The following is a 15,493-nucleotide window of genomic DNA, read 5'->3' as shown; positions in this document are numbered from 1 at the left end:
TAATGCCGGTCGAACATGCCGCCATCATCGGCGCCGGGATATCGGGGCTGACCGCTGCCCTTGCGCTTTCGCGCCGGGGTATCAGCTCGGAGATTTTCGAACAGGCGGGCGAACTCATCGACATCGGCGCCGGATTGCAGGTTTCGCCGAACGCCTCCCGCATCCTTGCCGAACTCGGTATCCTTGACGGGCTGTCAAAGGTCTGGCTCGAGCCGGACGCGATCCGGCTGATATCGGGGGGATCGCTGTGCCAACTCGCGGCGGTGCCGGCCGGCAAATTCGCGCGGGAACGCTGGGGCGCTCCCTATGGCGTCCTCCACCGCACCACATTGCAGAAAGCGCTTTTGGATGCGGTTACGACCGATCCGCTCTGCCGACTTCACCTTGGCGTGCGGATAGATTCGACCCTACCGCCTTTCGAGCGGACGGCCGATGTTGTGATCGGCGCTGACGGCGTCTGGTCGAAGCTCCGGCAATTCGTTCCGAGCAGCCCATCGCCGCGCTTTTCCGGCAATATCGCCTACCGTTTTACGATTGCCGAAACTGAGGCGCCGGGTTTCCTCGACCGGGCAAGCGTTTCGGCTTTTCTCGGCGGTTCGGCGCATCTCGTCTGCTATCCGCTGAGAGAGATCGGCAGCTTCAACATGGTGGCGATCACCGCCGGCAATATCGCGCCGCAGGCCTGGCAAAGCGAGGCGACGGAAGAACAGCGGGCGCAGCTGCGGGCGCGCCTTTCCGGCTGGAACGCCGCGATCGTCTCGCTGCTCGAAAAACCCCGGAAGCTGACGTTCTGGCCACTGTTCGAAACCACCGCGGGTTCCTGGCAGGACGGCCGTAAGACTGTTCTGATCGGCGACGCCGCGCATGCGATGATGCCGTTTGCCGGCCAGGGAGCAGCCATGGCAATCGAAGACGCCTACGAACTGGCGGCGTTTCTTTCGAACCGTCCCGTGGCGGAAGCGCTATCGCGCTTCGAAAAACACCGGGCGCCACGCATTGCGAGGCTACGCCAGCGCGGCGCCTTCAACCGATTCGCCTATCATGCGAAAGGGCCGATCCGGATCGGCCGCGATCTCGTGCTCGGCCTCAAGCCGCCGCTAAGCCTGGCGGCAGATCTCGACTGGATCTACGGCTATCGGGCTGCAGATCTGCCGTGAGGTGCCGCCAGCGACGACGAAGCATGCCTGATCAGACCGCGCTTGCCGCGGCAAAACCCCGTTCGATATCGGCCTTGAGGTCGGCCACGTCCTCGATGCCGATCTGCAGGCGGATGACCGGACCGTCCGTCGGCGCCTTGGCGACCTTGCGATCGTTGAGATAGGCATGCAAAGCGAGGCTTTCAAAGCCACCCCAGGAATAGCCGAGACCGAAAATCCTGAGCGCGTCGAGGAAGGCATGCGCCTTTGCTTTTGATTTCTCGGGGCCGTCGGCGGCAAGCACGAAGGAAAAGATGCCGCTGGCGCCTTTGAAATCGCGCTTCCAGAGATGGTACGAGGGGAAACTCGGCAGGGCCGGATGCAGCACGCGGGCGACATCCTCCCTGCCCTCCAGCCATTTCGCGATATCAAGCGCGCTTTCATAATGGCGCTCGAGGCGCAGGCCCATGGTGCGCAATCCGCGCAGGATCTGGTAGGCATCATCGGGTGCGCCACAGATGCCGAGCACACCGTTTGCTTCCTTCAGCCGCTCCCAGTGCTCGGCATTGGCCGAAACCGTTCCGAGCAGGATGTCCGAATGGCCGGACGGATATTTCGTCGATGCGTGGATGGAGATGTCGACGCCGTAATCGAGCGGCCTGAAATAGACCGGCGTCGCCCAGGTATTGTCCATCATGACCACGGCGCCGTGGCGGTGCGCAACCGCCGAGATCGCCGGAATATCCTGCATTTCGAAGGTGTTGGAGCCCGGAGCCTCGGTATGAACGAGCTTGGTGTTCGGCCGGAACAGCGTCTCGATGCCGGCGCCGATCTCCGGGTGGTAATATTCCACCTCGACGCCGAGGCGCTTCAGCATCGTATCGCAGAAATGACGCGTCGGGCCATAGACCGAATCGACAACCAGCGCGTGATCGCCGGCAGCGACGAAACCCAGAAACGGAATGGTGACGGCCGCAAGACCCGAGGGCACGAGGATCGTCCCGGCCGAACCTTCGAGCGCGTCGATCGCCTCGCAGAGCGCATCCGTCGTCGGTGTGCCGCGCGTTCCGTAGGTATATTTCTGCGTGCGCGTCTCCATCGCCCGCGCATTCGGAAACAGCACCGTCGAGGCATGCACGACCGGCGGATTGATGAAGCCGTGATAGTCGAAAGGATCGTTGCCGATATGGGTCAGGCGGGTGTTGATGCCGGCATTCTGCAGCAAGCTGTCTTTGTCTTTCATGTCGGGAATAGCCTTTGGCGACGGAGACGCGAAACCGGACTTTTGGACGCCCCGCCATATCAGGTCAACCCCTTGGAGTTGATCGCCGGCGACGTAGCGAAGCGGTGGAAGCCACGATTTTCGCGTTATTTTTCCGCAATCAGGCGCCTATTTCATAGCCAAGTGCCCACGAACGCAGCGCAATCTCCCAAAATGCTGAAATTTGCCGCAATTATTGACCGCGACACTTGACCCTGGTGACATTTGCGACTGTGATAGAACAACTCGCGCCGGGAGGGTGTCGAGAAAATGGGGGGCGGCAGAGTTTTTCCGCCGGCACTTCCCACAAGAAAATACAAGACAACGGAAAAGGTTGGGAAAAAATGAAGAACAAGCTTCTGTCCGCAACGATCGGCGCAGCAGTTTTCGCTCTTGGCGCTTCGGCTGCTTCGGCCACGACACTCACGGATGTCAAGGCAAAGGGTTTCGTTCAGTGCGGCGTCAATACCGGCCTTACCGGCTTTGCCGCACCTGACGCTTCCGGCAATTGGGCCGGCTTCGACGTCGACTTCTGCAAGGCCGTCGCTTCGGCCGTGTTCGGCGACCCCACCAAGGTCAAGTACACGCCGACAAATGCGAAGGAACGCTTCACCGCTCTGCAGTCCGGTGAAATCGACGTTCTCTCGCGTAACACCACTTGGACAATCAATCGCGACACCGCACTCGGCTTCAACTTCCGTCCCGTCACCTATTATGACGGTCAGGGCTTCATGGTGCGCAAGAGCCTGAATGTGAAGTCGGCTCTCGAACTCTCCGGCGCCGCAGTCTGCGTACAGTCGGGCACGACCACGGAACTGAACCTCGCCGATTACTTCAAGACGAACAATCTGCAGTACAATCCGGTCGTCTTCGAAAATCTTCCTGAGGTCAACGCGGCCTACGACGCCGGTCGTTGCGACGTTTACACGACCGACCAATCTGGTCTCTATTCGTTGCGTCTGACGCTGAAGAACCCCGACGAACACGTCATCCTTCCTGAGATCATCTCCAAGGAGCCGCTTGGCCCGGCCGTCCGTCAGGGTGATGATCAGTGGTTCGATATCGTTTCCTGGACGGCTTATGCGCTGATCAATGCCGAAGAGTTCGGCATCACCCAGGCAAATGTCGACGAGATGAAGAACTCGCCGAACCCTGATATCAAGCGCTTCCTCGGCAGCGAGACCGACACCAAGATTGGTACCGATCTCGGCCTGACCAATGATTGGGCCGCCAACGTCATCAAGGGCGTCGGCAATTATGGCGAAATCTTCGAGCGCAACATCGGCCAGGGCAGCCCGCTTAAGATCGAACGCGGCTTGAATGCTCTGTGGAACAAGGGCGGCATCCAGTACGCACCGCCGGTTCGTTAATCGAGCTTTGGCATGAAATCCCGGGAAGGCGGCCGAGCCGCCCTCCCATCTTCCAAAAAGTAAAAAGAAAGCCCGAAAACGGGCACAAGGGGATTGGCGCGGCATGACGCATGGGGCTGTGGATAGGACACCTTTGCATGACACCGGCTGGAGTTTCCGGTCGGCAATGTACGACCCGAAATACCGGAGCATATTTTACCAGCTTCTAACAATCGTTGTTCTCGTGGGCTTTGTATGGTGGGTGGCCCACAACACGGCCGTGAACCTTGCCCGCAGCAATACGGCATCGGGTTTCGGCTTTCTTCGCGGTCGCGCCGGTTTCGAAATCGGCCAGTCGCTGATCACCTTTTCGAGTGACTCGACTTATGCGCGCGCACTTCTCGTCGGTATTCTGAATACCTTGCTGGTGGCGGTGACCGGTATCTTCACGGCGACCATCATCGGCTTCCTGATCGGGATCGGCCGGCTGTCGCGCAATTGGCTGATTGCCAAGCTCTGCACGGTCTATGTCGAGGTTTTCCGCAACATTCCGCCGCTGCTCGTCATCTTTTTCTGGTATCTCGGCGTTCTCTCCGTCTTGCCGCAGCCGCGCGAGTCGGTGGGTCTGCCGTTCAACATGTTCCTCAACAACAGAGGACTGGCCTTCCCGAAGCCGATCTTCGAGACAGGCATGATAGCGGTCGGCATTGCCCTGCTGATTGCGATTGTCGCCACCATCATCATCACGCGTTGGGCCCACAAACGCCAAGCCGCAACCGGCCAGCCGTTCCACACCGTGTGGACGGCGATCGCGCTGATCGTCGGCTTGCCATTGCTGGTCTTCGTTGTCTCCGGCTTTCCGCTCACCTTCGATGTTCCGGTTGCCGGAAAATTCAACCTCACGGGCGGCTCCGTCGTCGGCCCCGAATTCATGTCGCTGTTTCTCGCTCTGTCCTTCTATACCGCCTCGTTCATCGCCGAGATCGTTCGCGGCGGCATTCGCGGCGTTCCAAAGGGACAATCGGAAGCAGCCGGCGCGCTGGGGCTGCATCCGTCGAGCGTGACGAGACTTGTCGTGGTGCCGCAGGCGCTGCGCATCATCATCCCGCCGCTGACGAGCCAGTACCTCAACCTGACCAAGAACTCCTCACTCGCCATCGCGATCGGTTTCTCGGATCTTGTTGCCGTCGGCGGCACGATCCTCAATCAGAGCGGTCAAGCGATCGAGATCGTGTGCATCTGGGGTATCGTCTATCTCAGCTTGAGCATTCTCACGTCGCTGTTCATGAATTGGTTCAATGCCAAGATGGCACTGGTGGAGAGATAAGATGTCGGTCGCCGATAAACCCTTCGTCAGAACGTCCATCCTTGCCGCCGAACCGCCGCCGCCCGGCGAGAGGGGAGCCGTCGCGTGGATACGCCGCAATCTCCTGGCAACGCCCAAGGACGTGATCCTGACGATCCTCGCCCTTGCGCTCATCGCATGGGCCGTGCCGCAGCTCGTCAACTGGCTGTTCATCCAGGCCGTATGGTCCGGGCCGGACCGCACATTCTGCGCGACGACGATCCAAGGCGGCATCCAGCCTGACGGCTGGAGTGGTGCATGCTGGGCCTTCATCAGCGCCAAGTACGATCAGTTTATCTTCGGCCGCTATCCGCTCGGTGAGCGTTGGAGGCCGGCGATCGTCGGGATCCTGTTCATTCTGCTGCTGGTTCCGATGCTGATCCCGTCGGCGCCGCGCAAAGGTCTGAACGCCATTCTTCTGTTCGCCGTCCTGCCGGTCATCGCCTTCTGGCTTCTTCACGGTGGCTTCGGCCTCGAAGTGGTGGAGACTCCACTCTGGGGCGGGTTGATGGTGACGCTCGTCCTGTCCTTTGTCGGTATTGCCGTCTCCTTACCCTGCGGCATTCTGCTTGCGTTGGGGCGCCGCTCGAAGATGCCTGTCATCCGGATGCTCTGCGTGACCTTCATCGAGGTCATTCGAGGCGTTCCGCTGATCACCGTTCTGTTCATGGCAAGTGTCATGCTGCCGCTCTTCCTTCCCACAGGCTGGAACGTGGACAAATTGCTGCGGGCGCTGATCGGCGTGTCGATCTTCACGTCGGCCTATATGGCGGAAGTAATCCGCGGCGGCCTTCAGGCGATCCCGAAGGGACAATTCGAAGGCGCAGATTCGCTTGGCCTCGGCTATTGGCAGAAGACCCGGCTGATCATCATGCCGCAGGCCATCAAGCTAGTCATCCCGAGCATCGTGAACACCTTCATCGGAACGTTCAAGGACACGTCGCTGGTCACCATTATCGGCATGTTCGACTTGCTTGGCATCGTCAAGCTGAACTTCTCCGATGCCAACTGGGCAAGCTCCGTCACGCCGATCACGGGTCTCATCTTCGCGGGCTTCATCTTCTGGCTGTTCTGCTTCGGCATGTCGCGCTATTCAGGCTTCATGGAACGCCATCTCGATACCGGCCACAAACGATAAGAACGCTAAAACGATAAGAATGAGGGAAAACAATCATGGCTGAAGCTCCAGCGAAAAAGCTCACCGTTTCCGCAACGGAAGTGGCGGTCGAGATCGTCAACATGAACAAGTGGTACGGCGATTTCCATGTGCTGCGCGACATCAACCTGAAAGTCATGCGCGGCGAGCGCATCGTCATTGCCGGGCCGTCGGGCTCGGGCAAGTCGACGATGATCCGTTGCATCAACCGTCTGGAAGAGCATCAGAAGGGCAAGATCATCGTCGACGGCACCGAGCTGACCAACGATCTGAAGAAGATCGACGAAGTACGGCGCGAAGTCGGCATGGTGTTTCAGCACTTCAATCTCTTCCCGCATCTGACGATCCTCGAAAACTGCACGCTGGCGCCGATCTGGGTCCGCAAGATGCCGAAGAAGCAGGCGGAAGAAGTGGCCATGCATTTTCTGAAGCGGGTCAAGATCCCGGAACAGGCCAACAAATATCCGGGCCAGCTCTCCGGCGGCCAGCAACAGCGTGTGGCGATCGCCCGGTCGCTCTGCATGAACCCGAAGATCATGCTGTTCGACGAGCCGACCTCGGCGCTCGATCCCGAAATGATCAAGGAAGTGCTCGACACCATGGTGGGTCTTGCCGAGGAAGGCATGACCATGCTCTGCGTCACACACGAAATGGGCTTTGCCCGCCAGGTCGCCAACCGCGTCATCTTCATGGACCAGGGCCAGATCGTCGAGCAGAATTCGCCGGCCGAGTTCTTCGACAATCCGCAGCACGAGCGCACCAAGCTGTTCCTGAGCCAGATCCTGCACTGAGGCAGAGAGCTGAAGCTTTTAAAGGACCCGCCGCGCCTTCCGGTTCGGCGGGTCTTTCGCGTTCAGCGGGAAGCTGTCGCCTGCAGCAGACTGCAGAGACCGGCAAGACCGGAATCGGAGCCGCCTGAACCGGAGATATCGGCGCAACGGACGAGCATCTTGCGCTGCTCATTGACAGGCCTCGCCCGAAAAGCCTCCAGGGTCTGGATCTGCGATGCGCTGAGGCTGCGGTCGGCCGCGGGTCTCCCGGTGCCTGCCTCATCTACCCTGCCGATGGCGAGATCGGCATCGACGCCATTACCGCTGCCGACCGAGGCCGTGGCGTCGGCATCGAGCCCATCAGAACCGCCGGTGCGCGCATTGAGATCGGCATTGACGCCGCGCCCGCCACCGATCCTGGCGTTGGCGTCTGCATCGAGACCGTTGCCGACACTGGCATTGACATCGGCATCGATGCCCCGGCCACCACCGGCATTGGCGATTGCATCGGCATTGACGCCGTTCGAGCCGCCGACGGAAGCATTGGCATCGGCGCTGATGCCGTTCCCACTGCCGATCGAAGCCCCGCCATCGGCGCTGACGGCATTGCCTGCATTCACCGACACGCCGACATCGATCGCACGCGCATCGCTTGCCGGCATGGCAAGGAGGGCGCAGGTAGATGCGAGCACTGCAAAGGACAGTCTATTGTGGTTATGGGTCATATTTTCCTCCGTTTCATTCCGCCGAACCATCTGCCCGGCAGTCGAAAATCGAGGAACGCGCGTACCTTCGATTGACCGGACGCCTGCAGCTACAGGACGTCCATGGCAAGGCAACGTGAAGAGATGACGAATGTTTCACAACGTGGCGCGGCAAGTCGGCTTGGCGGCGTGCAATGATGTTTCACGGTTATTGAATTCCGAATTGCTCGACCGACTGTGCCAGAAGCGGGCATGTCCGCTGACAGTCGGAGGCTTGCTGAAGTATTCCCTCCGATGGCGCCAGCAATCTTCAGCCGGCGGCGAAAATCCGATGGCAGCTTTTCCTTGAGATCGACCACAGCTGTCGCGGGCGTCGGCTTTTCCACCAACGATTGAACATGCTAAAAATAACTCCCTCTCCGCCTGGATATATCAAGCGGGAAGTCCATGTTTCAGAATGTTTCTCATCTGATGGAACTGGAGGTTTAGAATGGGCATTTTCGACAAGATCAAACATGCAATCTTCGGAGAGGCGAAAGCGGCCGAACCCGTTGCTGCCGGCGCGCCGAAGACAGAGCCGGCGCAAGCGCCTGCCTCACCGTCGGCAGCCCCCAGTGCGGCGCCTGCGGCCCCTGCCCCGCAGAGCAAGCCGGTCCCCACGGCCACCGCGCCAGCCAGCACAGGGACAGTCGATATCGTCCCGATCCTTGACGCGGCAGTAAAGAAGAGCGGTCAGAAACTCGATTGGCGCCGCTCGATCGTAGACCTGATGAAAGCCGTCGGGATGGATGCGAGCCTGACCGAGCGCAAGGAACTTGCCGCTGAACTCGGCTATACCGGCGACACCAACGATTCCGCAAAAATGAACATGTGGCTGCACAAGGCGCTGATGAAGCGGCTTTCGGAAAATGGCGGCACGGTCCCGGCCGATCTCCTGGATTAATCAACGGCGGATGGCTGCCGCCATTTCTACGACGGCAGCCACCCGGCAAGGTCTCGCGCCGATGCGGAGGGAACAAGGAGTCCGCTTGCCCGCAGGCGTTGGAACCAATAACGTCGCGCTCGATTACTTCAAAAATCGATCATGGAGAATTAAATCCGATGAGATTGATGGCAGTCGTTGGTCTTGCACTGAGCTTGGGCTGTATCTCGGCCGCAGAATCCCCTTCAAACTATCAATCCTATAGCGGCATTCGGGTCGATACCGACCCGGTCCTCCTGGCTCGATACGACAAGGCGCTTCAACGCTGCGTGCCGGAGGCAAGCTCATGGCGGCGCGGCTCGCCGGATCCGCAAAGCCTGCATTACAACGCGGCGCTCAGAAATTGCCTCTATAGACGCAGCTTCGTCGACACAGGCGTCTACGCCTATCCTATCCCGAAGGTCTACTTCGATCACTTCCTGGATCGCTGAAAAGAGCGGAGCCCTTCAGAGGCCTATCAAACAGAAACCCCGCCATTTTGGCGGGGCTGTCCTCAATCGCGATGCTGCGACCTCTGCATAGTTCCTTAAATCGGAAAGACGCGCGGCGTTATAGTCAGCGTTTGCCGCCAGCTGGCGGGCGGCCCTTGCCCGCCGGGCGATTGCCGCTTCCGGACGAGGTCTTGGCATCGTTGCCCTGACCGAAGTTGGTGCCGCCAAGATGGCCACCGCCGCTGGTATTGGCAACCTGGCGCTGCGCTTTGCGCAACAGTGCCTCTGCATTGGTCTTGCTCATGAAATTCTCCTCGATGGCTGGAAAACCCAGCCGGAATGCCGCCACTGACATCCGCGGTCAAAGACCGAAGGCATATCAGGCAGCGACGATGGGTGTGGGCGGGAGGCTTGTGTCGATCAAAGAATTGACTGCGTTCATGACGATCCCCCCTCAACCGGCATGACAATCACCCTCCGGCTGCTGCCGGACGGCGCAGAAATCGATTTTGAAAGGAAAGATCAGCTGGGACGCCAGGGCGCAAACCAAGCTCGACAAGCAATTTCGATAGATGAATCAATAAGACGGCAATGTGTTTAAAACAAGTTCCCGGCTTCCTGGCTGGAGAGGCATTGCCGATGGCTTTTGCCGATTCATAGAGGATGAACATGCTGCAGCTCCGGTTGGAACACTTCTTGCAGAGTTACTAATATGTTTATGATGCAAGGACCAAATGTCATGAATCGGTACACATCGCATCAGTTTCCCGCGCTGAGGATCCTCATGAGCGGCCAGGAAAAATACAGCGTCGTCAGAACCCTCGGCGACGCAGCCACCATACTCATCTCCGAATGGCCGGGCGATGATGGCGAGGAGTATGTCGTGGCGGTGAGGACATGCCTCGACGCCATCCGCGGAACCACGCCCCCGGACGCCGCGCGGGAAGCGCTGATCAGAGCGGCTGATGAAGCCGGCATCCGCTACCTCTCGGTCGTTCACTGAGATCGCTCGAGCAGATTCCAGAGAAGAATTTGCGGAAATGCTCGAGGTGCAAATCCGCCGCTCGAACAGATATGGGCACCGCGTTCCTGAACTTCGGCGAATAACGGAACGACTGCCGAATCGAGCCGCGCGCATCTTCCTGGCTTCGCCCTTTTCAAAGCGCGTTTGAAGCAAGACATTTCTGTCTTCTGATCGACCTTCGCAATTTCGCGCATGGTCTTTCCCGCGTCACACGAATCGAAATAAACATCAAACGCCGATCAATGGGTAATTAAGGGAATAATATAAGAATGCGCGCCGGTACCGCAACAGTATTGATTGCCATGGGATTGCTCACTGCCTGCACGCCGACGCGTCAGGACTATGATGCTTTCGTCACATTGCTGCAGGGCAGCTCGAGAGCGAGAAGTGAAGCCGTCAAAGAATGCGTGAGGGGCTTCGATGGAAGGACCACTCGCAACTTCGGCCTTTTGACAAACACCTCGGACAAAGACGCTGCGCGCGTTGGCTGCAATCGATTTATCGCAGCGATCGCTTCCGGTCGCGCCACCTATGACGACGTCGTTGATATCAAACGCCACCGGCCCACTCCGAAGTTGATCAAAATCTTTCAAGGTCGCTAAACAGGATTACGCGTCGGCTTGCGGTGTTAGGCTCGCAAGCCGTCCGCCCAAAGTCGTTTAAGGTGGCAACGAGCCGATGTTTGTGTACCGGCATTGCGATCGGCGTTTGCCTTGTCGTCTTGCTGCAACTTTACGACGCCCTACGCTCTTGCTAATTGTTGCCGTCGAGGGCATGGGGGCTAGAGCATGGCAGAGTGGTATTATGCGGTCGAACAGAATCAAAAGGGTCCTGTTGGCGAAGACGAACTTCGAGAACTCATCGAAAGCGGGCAGATCACAAGCGAAACCTACCTGTGGCATGAGGGGATGGACGCATGGCAACGAGCCACCGAACATCCAGAGTTTGCGTCAGCCTTCGTTGCGCCGCCACCTTTGCCTGTCGTCCAGCTTTCGAAGGGACCACCGCCCGCTTTCGAACCGCGTGTAGGCGGACAAGGCGTGGTCATCACGTCTCGACCATGGCCTCGTTTCTGGGCGAGGTTCATCGACAATCTCATATTTGCGCCGCTACTCGGGTTCTGTACCGTCCTTCTGGCGGCCTTGTATGCGCCGGACGTCTACTTACAGATTGTCACGATGAACACCGGCCTATTCGGTCTCCTTCTGCTACCGCTCGTCACCCTATTCCTCGCCCTGTGCATGATCACAACGGGTTATACGCCCGGCAAGGCTATCGTCGGTGTGCGCGTACCTGTTCCCGTTGACCGCAGCCGCATCGGCTTCTTTCTCGGTAGAGAGTTCAAGGTGTGGGTCGCCGGCCTGGGTCTCGGCATACCCTTCGTCGCCCTCTTCACGCAAATCCACCAATACCGCCGCCTCGCGGAAGGTAAGACCGCAAGCTACGACGAAGGCAATCCTCCGGTCGTCGCCAATCCGTCGAAGATGCGGCTTGGAACGGCGATCGTGGTCGTCATGGCCCTGTTCACGGGCCACATCGTCCTGCGAGTCGAGGATCAAGAGGCCTCCAGAAACCTCGCCGGCACCCAGACATGGGTCAACCCGGTGACGAAGAAACCAGCAATCATCGGAAAGACCTGGCAGGCGAAGGAAATGACCACCAATAGCGGCCGAGCTTTCTACTTCGCCTCCAACGACCTACTCGCCGAGGCTATACTCGGTTACGAGCAGTTTCCGTCCGAAGGAATCGAGCCCGCCGCCTATGCGGATGCGATCAAGAGGGCGGTCGCCTCAGACATCAGCATCACCACTGAATGGAAGCCAGTCACCGTTCAGGGGATACCCGCTCTGCGAGCCACAGGAAAGTCCGTAAACTTCAATGACGCCAACGTCGAGGTGACCATTGTCGTTGCCGGCCGTGACGCATGGAGGACACTGATGTTCGCAAGGGGTAATTCACCCGCGCAATCGGCCGAGAAGGACAAGTTCGTGCAAGCAATGTTCGGGACGGCAAACTGAGCATATCGAAATGCCGTGTTATTGCCCATAAAGCCTCGGCAAGATCTAGCCTTTCCTGTGCTCATTGTGGATGTAATATCGACAATGTTCAGCGGGTGCTCCCAGCGGACGGCGCGCGTAAACACAGGCGGCTGTAACGCAGGCCGTCGCGCGGATAAAGCTGTCGATCTGCCAGAAGCGACGCCGGATCTCCCGGCGGACCGAGAGGCCAGACGTATGTGGGCGTGGGGTCCGGTAATCTTGGAGGCTGTCCAGACGTATCTGGCGCTGCGTAAGATGGTGGCGACCCCTGCAGGAATCGAACCTGCGACAACCTGCTTAGAAGGCAGGTGCTCTATCCAGCTGAGCTAAGGGGCCGTCCGGCGGCCGCGTCTCACGAGCGCGACCGGATGGCATATCTGGACCAGAAATCTCAATGCGTCCAGGGTTGCGTGCGGGTATAGCGGAAATTGTCCGGATAGGCGACGACTTGGCGGACCGGATCCTTCGGTGCGATGACGCGGTATTCGATGCCGTTGCGCTGGGCGTAGGCTTCGGCCAGTTCCTGCGTTTCGAAGGTGAGCTTCACCTGCTGGCGCATATCACCCGAGGAAGTGTAGCCCATGATCGGATCGATCTTGCGCGCCGACTCCTGATCGTATTCAAGCACCCAGAGATGGGTCTTGGCCTTGCCGGACTGCATGGCGGTCTTGGCTGGACGATAGATCTTGGCAGACATGACTGCAGCGTCTCCGACTATGCGGGCAACGCCCGCCTTTCCTGGTCTCTATCCCGTTGCCGGCCCGCTCTCGGGCCTTGGCTTCATCGCTGACGATAATGCCAAGAGATGAATTTTGCTTAGCCGCGAATCCTCGCTTTTTCAAGAAAAAAGGCGGTGTGCGACGCAGCTGCCAACTCCATTCGCATGACGGCCAACATCGCCTCCCCTTCAAATCCGGGGACTGCCGGCCGGATTTCGCAATATTACCGATTGTCTCATGTTGTGATCACAACCTGATTGCCGCTGCCTTCCCTCGGCACTAGTTTACGGCTCAATCGATTTCAGTGGATTTGCAGCTCATGATGAGACGTTCGGCGGAGTTCAATGCCATTGTGATAGGCGCTAGCATCACGGCCTTCTTCTACGTTGCCATCAGCTACGCCCAATATATCGGCCTGATCGCCCGCGGCTAAGGTAGCCTTGTGCTGACGTACAATTGCGCCAGGCAGACCGAACTCGTGCGCCCGGCAAGCAGGCTGGCGACCTATCAAGATTTTTCTGTCTTGCATCCACAGGTCCGGCGAGGAATCTTCAGCCAGAGCTGGATTTATGGTTGCGACGGCGAAGTGAACCGTGTATCTCCCCTGCCATTCACGGCACGGAGTGTAGCGCAGTCTGGTAGCGCATCTGGTTTGGGACCAGAGGGTCGGGAGTTCGAATCTCTCCACTCCGACCATTGCCTTTCCCACTGAATTTAATATTGAATTTGGTATCGCCGCGATCACGCCGGCAACGGGCTTAGTGGGAGCACTGCGAGAGTACTTGCCGCCGTGGGCGCAAATTCCAACACACCGCTTATGCTAATGCTGCCCATCGTCTATCCCTTCGTCCCTGATTTCGCGCCAAATAAAAAATGACAACAAGGGATTCTTGCGCACGAATTCTCTATTGGCTTTATCCTTACGAAACTCCCGCCACGACCGCGAAAATAAATAACTCATGACGCCCGGCAGGAACAGTATAGCAAGAAGCGTCCAAATAATACCGTATGCATGCCTGACGAACCCATGCATATATTCCACACCCCCACTGAAAATACCTAGGGTAAACACGCCAAGCAAACAGAGGATGAAACCTATTAGACAGACAATACTTACGCGTTTTGTCACCCTAACCTCCTAATATCCTTGAGAAGATGCCGGCGCATGTTTATAAAGGCTTTCAGGGATACCTTCATAACTCACTCGCTCATAACCGACGTAGACGTCAGGCCGATCTTTAGCCAGCTTGTCCGACGCTGCGCAAAGGCATTTATTGAGGATGCACGCATTGCCGTGGGTGGCAACAACTCCAGCCTGGAGGAATAGGAACGCATATTCTTGGCACATGCGAAGCGGCCGTACGCGCCGTCACTTCGCCTTCTTCGTCGTCGTGGCGCTAACGATCCTGTCGCCCGGCTTGATTCCCAGTTTGGTGACGATGCCGGCATTGAGTTCGACGACGTATTTCACCGCGACCGTCGAATCGATGATGTCGCGCGAATAGGGCGTCGCGTTTTCCTTGATGTGGCGAATCGTGCCGGTGTCGTCGGCAAAAAGCATGTCGAGCGGCAGGGTGGTGTTTTCCATCCACATGGTGACGCGCCGCGGCTGGTCGAAATCGAATATCATGCCGGCATCATCGGCCATCGTCTTGCGAAACATCAGGCCGCGGGCGCGCTGATCAGGGGTCGAGGCGATTTCGACGGTGAAATGCAGCACCTTGCCCGCAGCGGTCTGGATGAGCAGTGGCTCCTTGTCGAACCGTATCTCCTCGTCAGCCAACGCCGGCAGCGCGACCATGAAAAAAAGCGCCAAGATGGCGCTTCTGATGACATCAAATAGGATTAGGCCGCGCATGTTCAGTGCGACCGGCTTGCCGGGCTCGGAACGTCGGGATGGATTTCAGCGGCCATCAGGCCCTTTTCGCCGTCGCCGAAGCGGACGAGCACCACCTGGCCGGGGCGCAGTTCCGTCAGGCCGAAACGGCGGAGTGTTTCCATGTGCACAAAGATGTCTTCCGTGCCCTCGCCACGCGTCAGGAAGCCGAAGCCCTTGGTGCGGTTGAACCACTTGACCAGCGCACGCTCAAGCCCGCTCGTCGCGGTGACCTGCACATGGGTGCGCACCGGCGGCAGTTGCGAGGGATGAACCGCGGTCGATTGGTCCATCGAAAGGATCTTGAAAGCCTGGTAGCCGCGCTCGCGGCGCTGAATGAGGGCGACGATGCGTGTTCCCTCGAGGATCGTCTGGTAGCCGTCGCGGCGCAGGCAGGTCACGTGCAGGAGAACATCCTGCATGCCGTTGTCGGGCACGATGAAGCCAAAACCCTTGGCGACGTCAAACCACTTGACGACGCCGGTGATTTCAACAAGATCGACCGGTTCTCCCGATAGCTCGTCGAGGTCGGAGTATTCGTTCGATGAAATCCTATCAGCCATTGTCGCCAGCCCCTCGAATACGCGTCACACTGTTACGGTTAACTGATTCTTGAAATCAAGATTAACATCTTGGTAACGGATAAGCGCAAGTCCTAGTTTTCGGTTATTCCCAGCTGCACATTTTATAAAGATGACTTG

Annotated in this window: 19 protein-coding genes and 2 tRNA genes; 11 read left to right on the top strand and 10 right to left on the bottom strand. The window is 58.5% G+C overall.

Annotated features, from left to right (window positions below; genetic code table 11):
• The first annotated feature begins 2 nt into the window (after positions 1-2).
• Positions 3-1,157 carry an FAD-dependent monooxygenase gene (locus tag OIU37_RS01450; protein WP_264255133.1) on the top strand — a complete coding sequence of 385 codons (1,155 nt, stop codon included), beginning with the start codon at positions 3-5 and terminating at the stop codon, positions 1,155-1,157.
• A gap of 31 nt (positions 1,158-1,188) precedes the next feature.
• Here the strand turns inward: OIU37_RS01450 and OIU37_RS01445 are convergent, their stop codons facing one another.
• Positions 1,189-2,379, bottom strand: a complete 1,191-nt coding sequence (locus OIU37_RS01445; RefSeq protein ID WP_264255132.1) for a cystathionine beta-lyase — start codon at positions 2,377-2,379, stop codon at positions 1,189-1,191.
• A 362-nt stretch (positions 2,380-2,741) separates the two neighbouring features.
• On the opposite strand from OIU37_RS01445, the gene OIU37_RS01440 reads away from it, so the two are divergent.
• From OIU37_RS01440 to OIU37_RS01425, 4 genes are all read left to right on the top strand, one after another.
• Positions 2,742-3,767, top strand: coding sequence for an amino acid ABC transporter substrate-binding protein (locus OIU37_RS01440; protein WP_168308789.1), 1,026 nt, complete (start codon positions 2,742-2,744; stop codon positions 3,765-3,767).
• Between the two features lie 103 nt (positions 3,768-3,870).
• The gene (locus tag OIU37_RS01435) at positions 3,871-5,073 is read left to right on the top strand and encodes an amino acid ABC transporter permease (protein WP_171602312.1); all 1,203 of its coding nucleotides are present in this window, start codon (positions 3,871-3,873) and stop codon (positions 5,071-5,073) included.
• Between the two features lies 1 nt (position 5,074).
• The gene (locus tag OIU37_RS01430) at positions 5,075-6,229 is read left to right on the top strand and encodes an amino acid ABC transporter permease (protein ID WP_171602311.1); all 1,155 of its coding nucleotides are present in this window, start codon (positions 5,075-5,077) and stop codon (positions 6,227-6,229) included.
• Between the two features lie 35 nt (positions 6,230-6,264).
• Positions 6,265-7,038: an amino acid ABC transporter ATP-binding protein gene (locus OIU37_RS01425; protein WP_162118789.1), complete on the top strand. Its 774-nt coding sequence runs from the start codon at positions 6,265-6,267 to the stop codon at positions 7,036-7,038.
• A 62-nt stretch (positions 7,039-7,100) separates the two neighbouring features.
• On the opposite strand, the gene OIU37_RS01420 is transcribed toward OIU37_RS01425, so the two are convergent.
• A complete protein-coding gene (locus OIU37_RS01420) occupies positions 7,101-7,742 on the bottom strand; it encodes a hypothetical protein (protein WP_264255131.1) in 642 nt (213 codons plus the stop codon).
• A gap of 469 nt (positions 7,743-8,211) precedes the next feature.
• Here OIU37_RS01420 and OIU37_RS01415 point away from each other — a divergent pair, with 469 nt between their 5' ends.
• Positions 8,212-8,664, top strand: a complete 453-nt coding sequence (locus tag OIU37_RS01415; RefSeq protein WP_171602309.1) for a DUF3597 domain-containing protein — start codon at positions 8,212-8,214, stop codon at positions 8,662-8,664.
• A gap of 158 nt (positions 8,665-8,822) precedes the next feature.
• Positions 8,823-9,134 (top strand): hypothetical protein, encoded by a 312-nt coding sequence (locus OIU37_RS01410; protein WP_264255130.1) that lies wholly within the window; start codon positions 8,823-8,825, stop codon positions 9,132-9,134.
• 124 nt (positions 9,135-9,258) lie between these two features.
• Here OIU37_RS01410 and OIU37_RS01405 read toward each other — a convergent pair whose 3' ends face one another.
• Together OIU37_RS01405 and OIU37_RS01400 are read right to left on the bottom strand one after the other, a co-directional pair.
• Positions 9,259-9,438, bottom strand: a complete 180-nt coding sequence (locus OIU37_RS01405) for a hypothetical protein (RefSeq protein ID WP_003559012.1) — start codon at positions 9,436-9,438, stop codon at positions 9,259-9,261.
• Between the two features lie 166 nt (positions 9,439-9,604).
• A complete protein-coding gene (locus OIU37_RS01400; protein WP_171602308.1) occupies positions 9,605-9,805 on the bottom strand; it encodes a hypothetical protein in 201 nt (66 codons plus the stop codon).
• Positions 9,806-9,846: 41 nt separating this feature from the next.
• Between OIU37_RS01400 and OIU37_RS01395 the strand changes: the two genes are divergently transcribed.
• On the top strand, positions 9,847-10,137 hold the full coding sequence (locus OIU37_RS01395; protein ID WP_171602307.1) for a DUF982 domain-containing protein: 291 nt from the start codon (positions 9,847-9,849) through the stop codon (positions 10,135-10,137).
• On the opposite strand, the gene OIU37_RS01390 is transcribed toward OIU37_RS01395, so the two are convergent.
• Positions 10,131-10,352 (bottom strand): hypothetical protein, encoded by a 222-nt coding sequence (locus OIU37_RS01390; protein ID WP_180695240.1) that lies wholly within the window; start codon positions 10,350-10,352, stop codon positions 10,131-10,133. The two genes, OIU37_RS01395 and OIU37_RS01390, sit on opposite strands and share 7 nt — an antisense overlap.
• 75 nt (positions 10,353-10,427) lie before the next feature.
• Between OIU37_RS01390 and OIU37_RS01385 the strand changes: the two genes are divergently transcribed.
• Together OIU37_RS01385 and OIU37_RS01380 are read left to right on the top strand one after the other, a co-directional pair.
• Positions 10,428-10,760 carry a hypothetical protein gene (locus tag OIU37_RS01385; protein ID WP_264255129.1) on the top strand — a complete coding sequence of 111 codons (333 nt, stop codon included), beginning with the start codon at positions 10,428-10,430 and terminating at the stop codon, positions 10,758-10,760.
• Positions 10,761-10,946: 186 nt separating this feature from the next.
• Complete coding sequence (locus tag OIU37_RS01380; RefSeq protein WP_264255128.1) at positions 10,947-12,176, top strand: RDD family protein; 1,230 nt, start codon at positions 10,947-10,949, stop codon at positions 12,174-12,176.
• A 280-nt stretch (positions 12,177-12,456) separates the two neighbouring features.
• Here the strand turns inward: OIU37_RS01380 and OIU37_RS01375 are convergent.
• Both OIU37_RS01375 and OIU37_RS01370 read right to left on the bottom strand, forming a co-directional pair.
• Positions 12,457-12,533 (bottom strand) — tRNA-Arg (locus OIU37_RS01375).
• Between the two features lie 55 nt (positions 12,534-12,588).
• Positions 12,589-12,894, bottom strand: a complete 306-nt coding sequence (locus OIU37_RS01370) for an ETC complex I subunit (RefSeq protein WP_003539138.1) — start codon at positions 12,892-12,894, stop codon at positions 12,589-12,591.
• Positions 12,895-13,535: 641 nt separating this feature from the next.
• On the opposite strand from OIU37_RS01370, the gene OIU37_RS01365 reads away from it, so the two are divergent.
• A tRNA-Pro gene (locus OIU37_RS01365) sits at positions 13,536-13,612 on the top strand.
• 124 nt (positions 13,613-13,736) lie between these two features.
• Here the strand turns inward: OIU37_RS01365 and OIU37_RS01360 are convergent.
• The 3 genes from OIU37_RS01360 to OIU37_RS01350 form a co-directional block, all read right to left on the bottom strand.
• The gene (locus OIU37_RS01360) at positions 13,737-14,045 is read right to left on the bottom strand and encodes a hypothetical protein (protein ID WP_264255127.1); all 309 of its coding nucleotides are present in this window, start codon (positions 14,043-14,045) and stop codon (positions 13,737-13,739) included.
• A 240-nt stretch (positions 14,046-14,285) separates the two neighbouring features.
• Positions 14,286-14,774 (bottom strand): DUF192 domain-containing protein, encoded by a 489-nt coding sequence (locus OIU37_RS01355; RefSeq protein ID WP_264255126.1) that lies wholly within the window; start codon positions 14,772-14,774, stop codon positions 14,286-14,288.
• Between the two features lie 2 nt (positions 14,775-14,776).
• Positions 14,777-15,355 carry a cold-shock protein gene (locus OIU37_RS01350; protein ID WP_007628623.1) on the bottom strand — a complete coding sequence of 193 codons (579 nt, stop codon included), beginning with the start codon at positions 15,353-15,355 and terminating at the stop codon, positions 14,777-14,779.
• Positions 15,356-15,493: the final 138 nt, after the last annotated feature.

This window comes from Rhizobium sp. BT-226 (genome assembly GCF_025847085.2).
Taxonomy (GTDB): Bacteria; Pseudomonadota; Alphaproteobacteria; order Rhizobiales; family Rhizobiaceae; genus Rhizobium; species Rhizobium sophorae.
The sequence above is the reverse complement of the archived record's forward strand: the minus strand, read 5'-3'. Positions and strand labels throughout refer to the sequence as shown.

Excerpts from the sequence above, each read along its gene's own strand:
- OIU37_RS01385 (WP_264255129.1), top strand. The coding sequence starts at position 10,428 with ATGCGCGCCGGTACCGCAACAGTATTGATTGCCATGGGATTGCTCACT.
- OIU37_RS01425 (WP_162118789.1), top strand. The coding sequence starts at position 6,265 with ATGGCTGAAGCTCCAGCGAAAAAGCTCACCGTTTCCGCAACGGAAGTG.
- OIU37_RS01370 (WP_003539138.1), bottom strand. The coding sequence starts at position 12,894 with ATGTCTGCCAAGATCTATCGTCCAGCCAAGACCGCCATGCAGTCCGGC.
- OIU37_RS01380 (WP_264255128.1), top strand. The coding sequence starts at position 10,947 with ATGGCAGAGTGGTATTATGCGGTCGAACAGAATCAAAAGGGTCCTGTT.
- OIU37_RS01350 (WP_007628623.1), bottom strand. The coding sequence starts at position 15,355 with ATGGCTGATAGGATTTCATCGAACGAATACTCCGACCTCGACGAGCTA.
- OIU37_RS01395 (WP_171602307.1), top strand. The coding sequence starts at position 9,847 with ATGTTTATGATGCAAGGACCAAATGTCATGAATCGGTACACATCGCAT.
- OIU37_RS01420 (WP_264255131.1), bottom strand. The coding sequence starts at position 7,742 with ATGACCCATAACCACAATAGACTGTCCTTTGCAGTGCTCGCATCTACC.
- OIU37_RS01450 (WP_264255133.1), top strand. The coding sequence starts at position 3 with ATGCCGGTCGAACATGCCGCCATCATCGGCGCCGGGATATCGGGGCTG.
- OIU37_RS01440 (WP_168308789.1), top strand. The coding sequence starts at position 2,742 with ATGAAGAACAAGCTTCTGTCCGCAACGATCGGCGCAGCAGTTTTCGCT.
- OIU37_RS01355 (WP_264255126.1), bottom strand. The coding sequence starts at position 14,774 with ATGCGCGGCCTAATCCTATTTGATGTCATCAGAAGCGCCATCTTGGCG.
- OIU37_RS01410 (WP_264255130.1), top strand. The coding sequence starts at position 8,823 with ATGAGATTGATGGCAGTCGTTGGTCTTGCACTGAGCTTGGGCTGTATC.
- OIU37_RS01390 (WP_180695240.1), bottom strand. The coding sequence starts at position 10,352 with ATGCGCGAAATTGCGAAGGTCGATCAGAAGACAGAAATGTCTTGCTTC.
- OIU37_RS01445 (WP_264255132.1), bottom strand. The coding sequence starts at position 2,379 with ATGAAAGACAAAGACAGCTTGCTGCAGAATGCCGGCATCAACACCCGC.
- OIU37_RS01435 (WP_171602312.1), top strand. The coding sequence starts at position 3,871 with ATGACGCATGGGGCTGTGGATAGGACACCTTTGCATGACACCGGCTGG.
- OIU37_RS01405 (WP_003559012.1), bottom strand. The coding sequence starts at position 9,438 with ATGAGCAAGACCAATGCAGAGGCACTGTTGCGCAAAGCGCAGCGCCAG.
- OIU37_RS01415 (WP_171602309.1), top strand. The coding sequence starts at position 8,212 with ATGGGCATTTTCGACAAGATCAAACATGCAATCTTCGGAGAGGCGAAA.
- OIU37_RS01400 (WP_171602308.1), bottom strand. The coding sequence starts at position 9,805 with ATGTTCATCCTCTATGAATCGGCAAAAGCCATCGGCAATGCCTCTCCA.
- OIU37_RS01430 (WP_171602311.1), top strand. The coding sequence starts at position 5,075 with ATGTCGGTCGCCGATAAACCCTTCGTCAGAACGTCCATCCTTGCCGCC.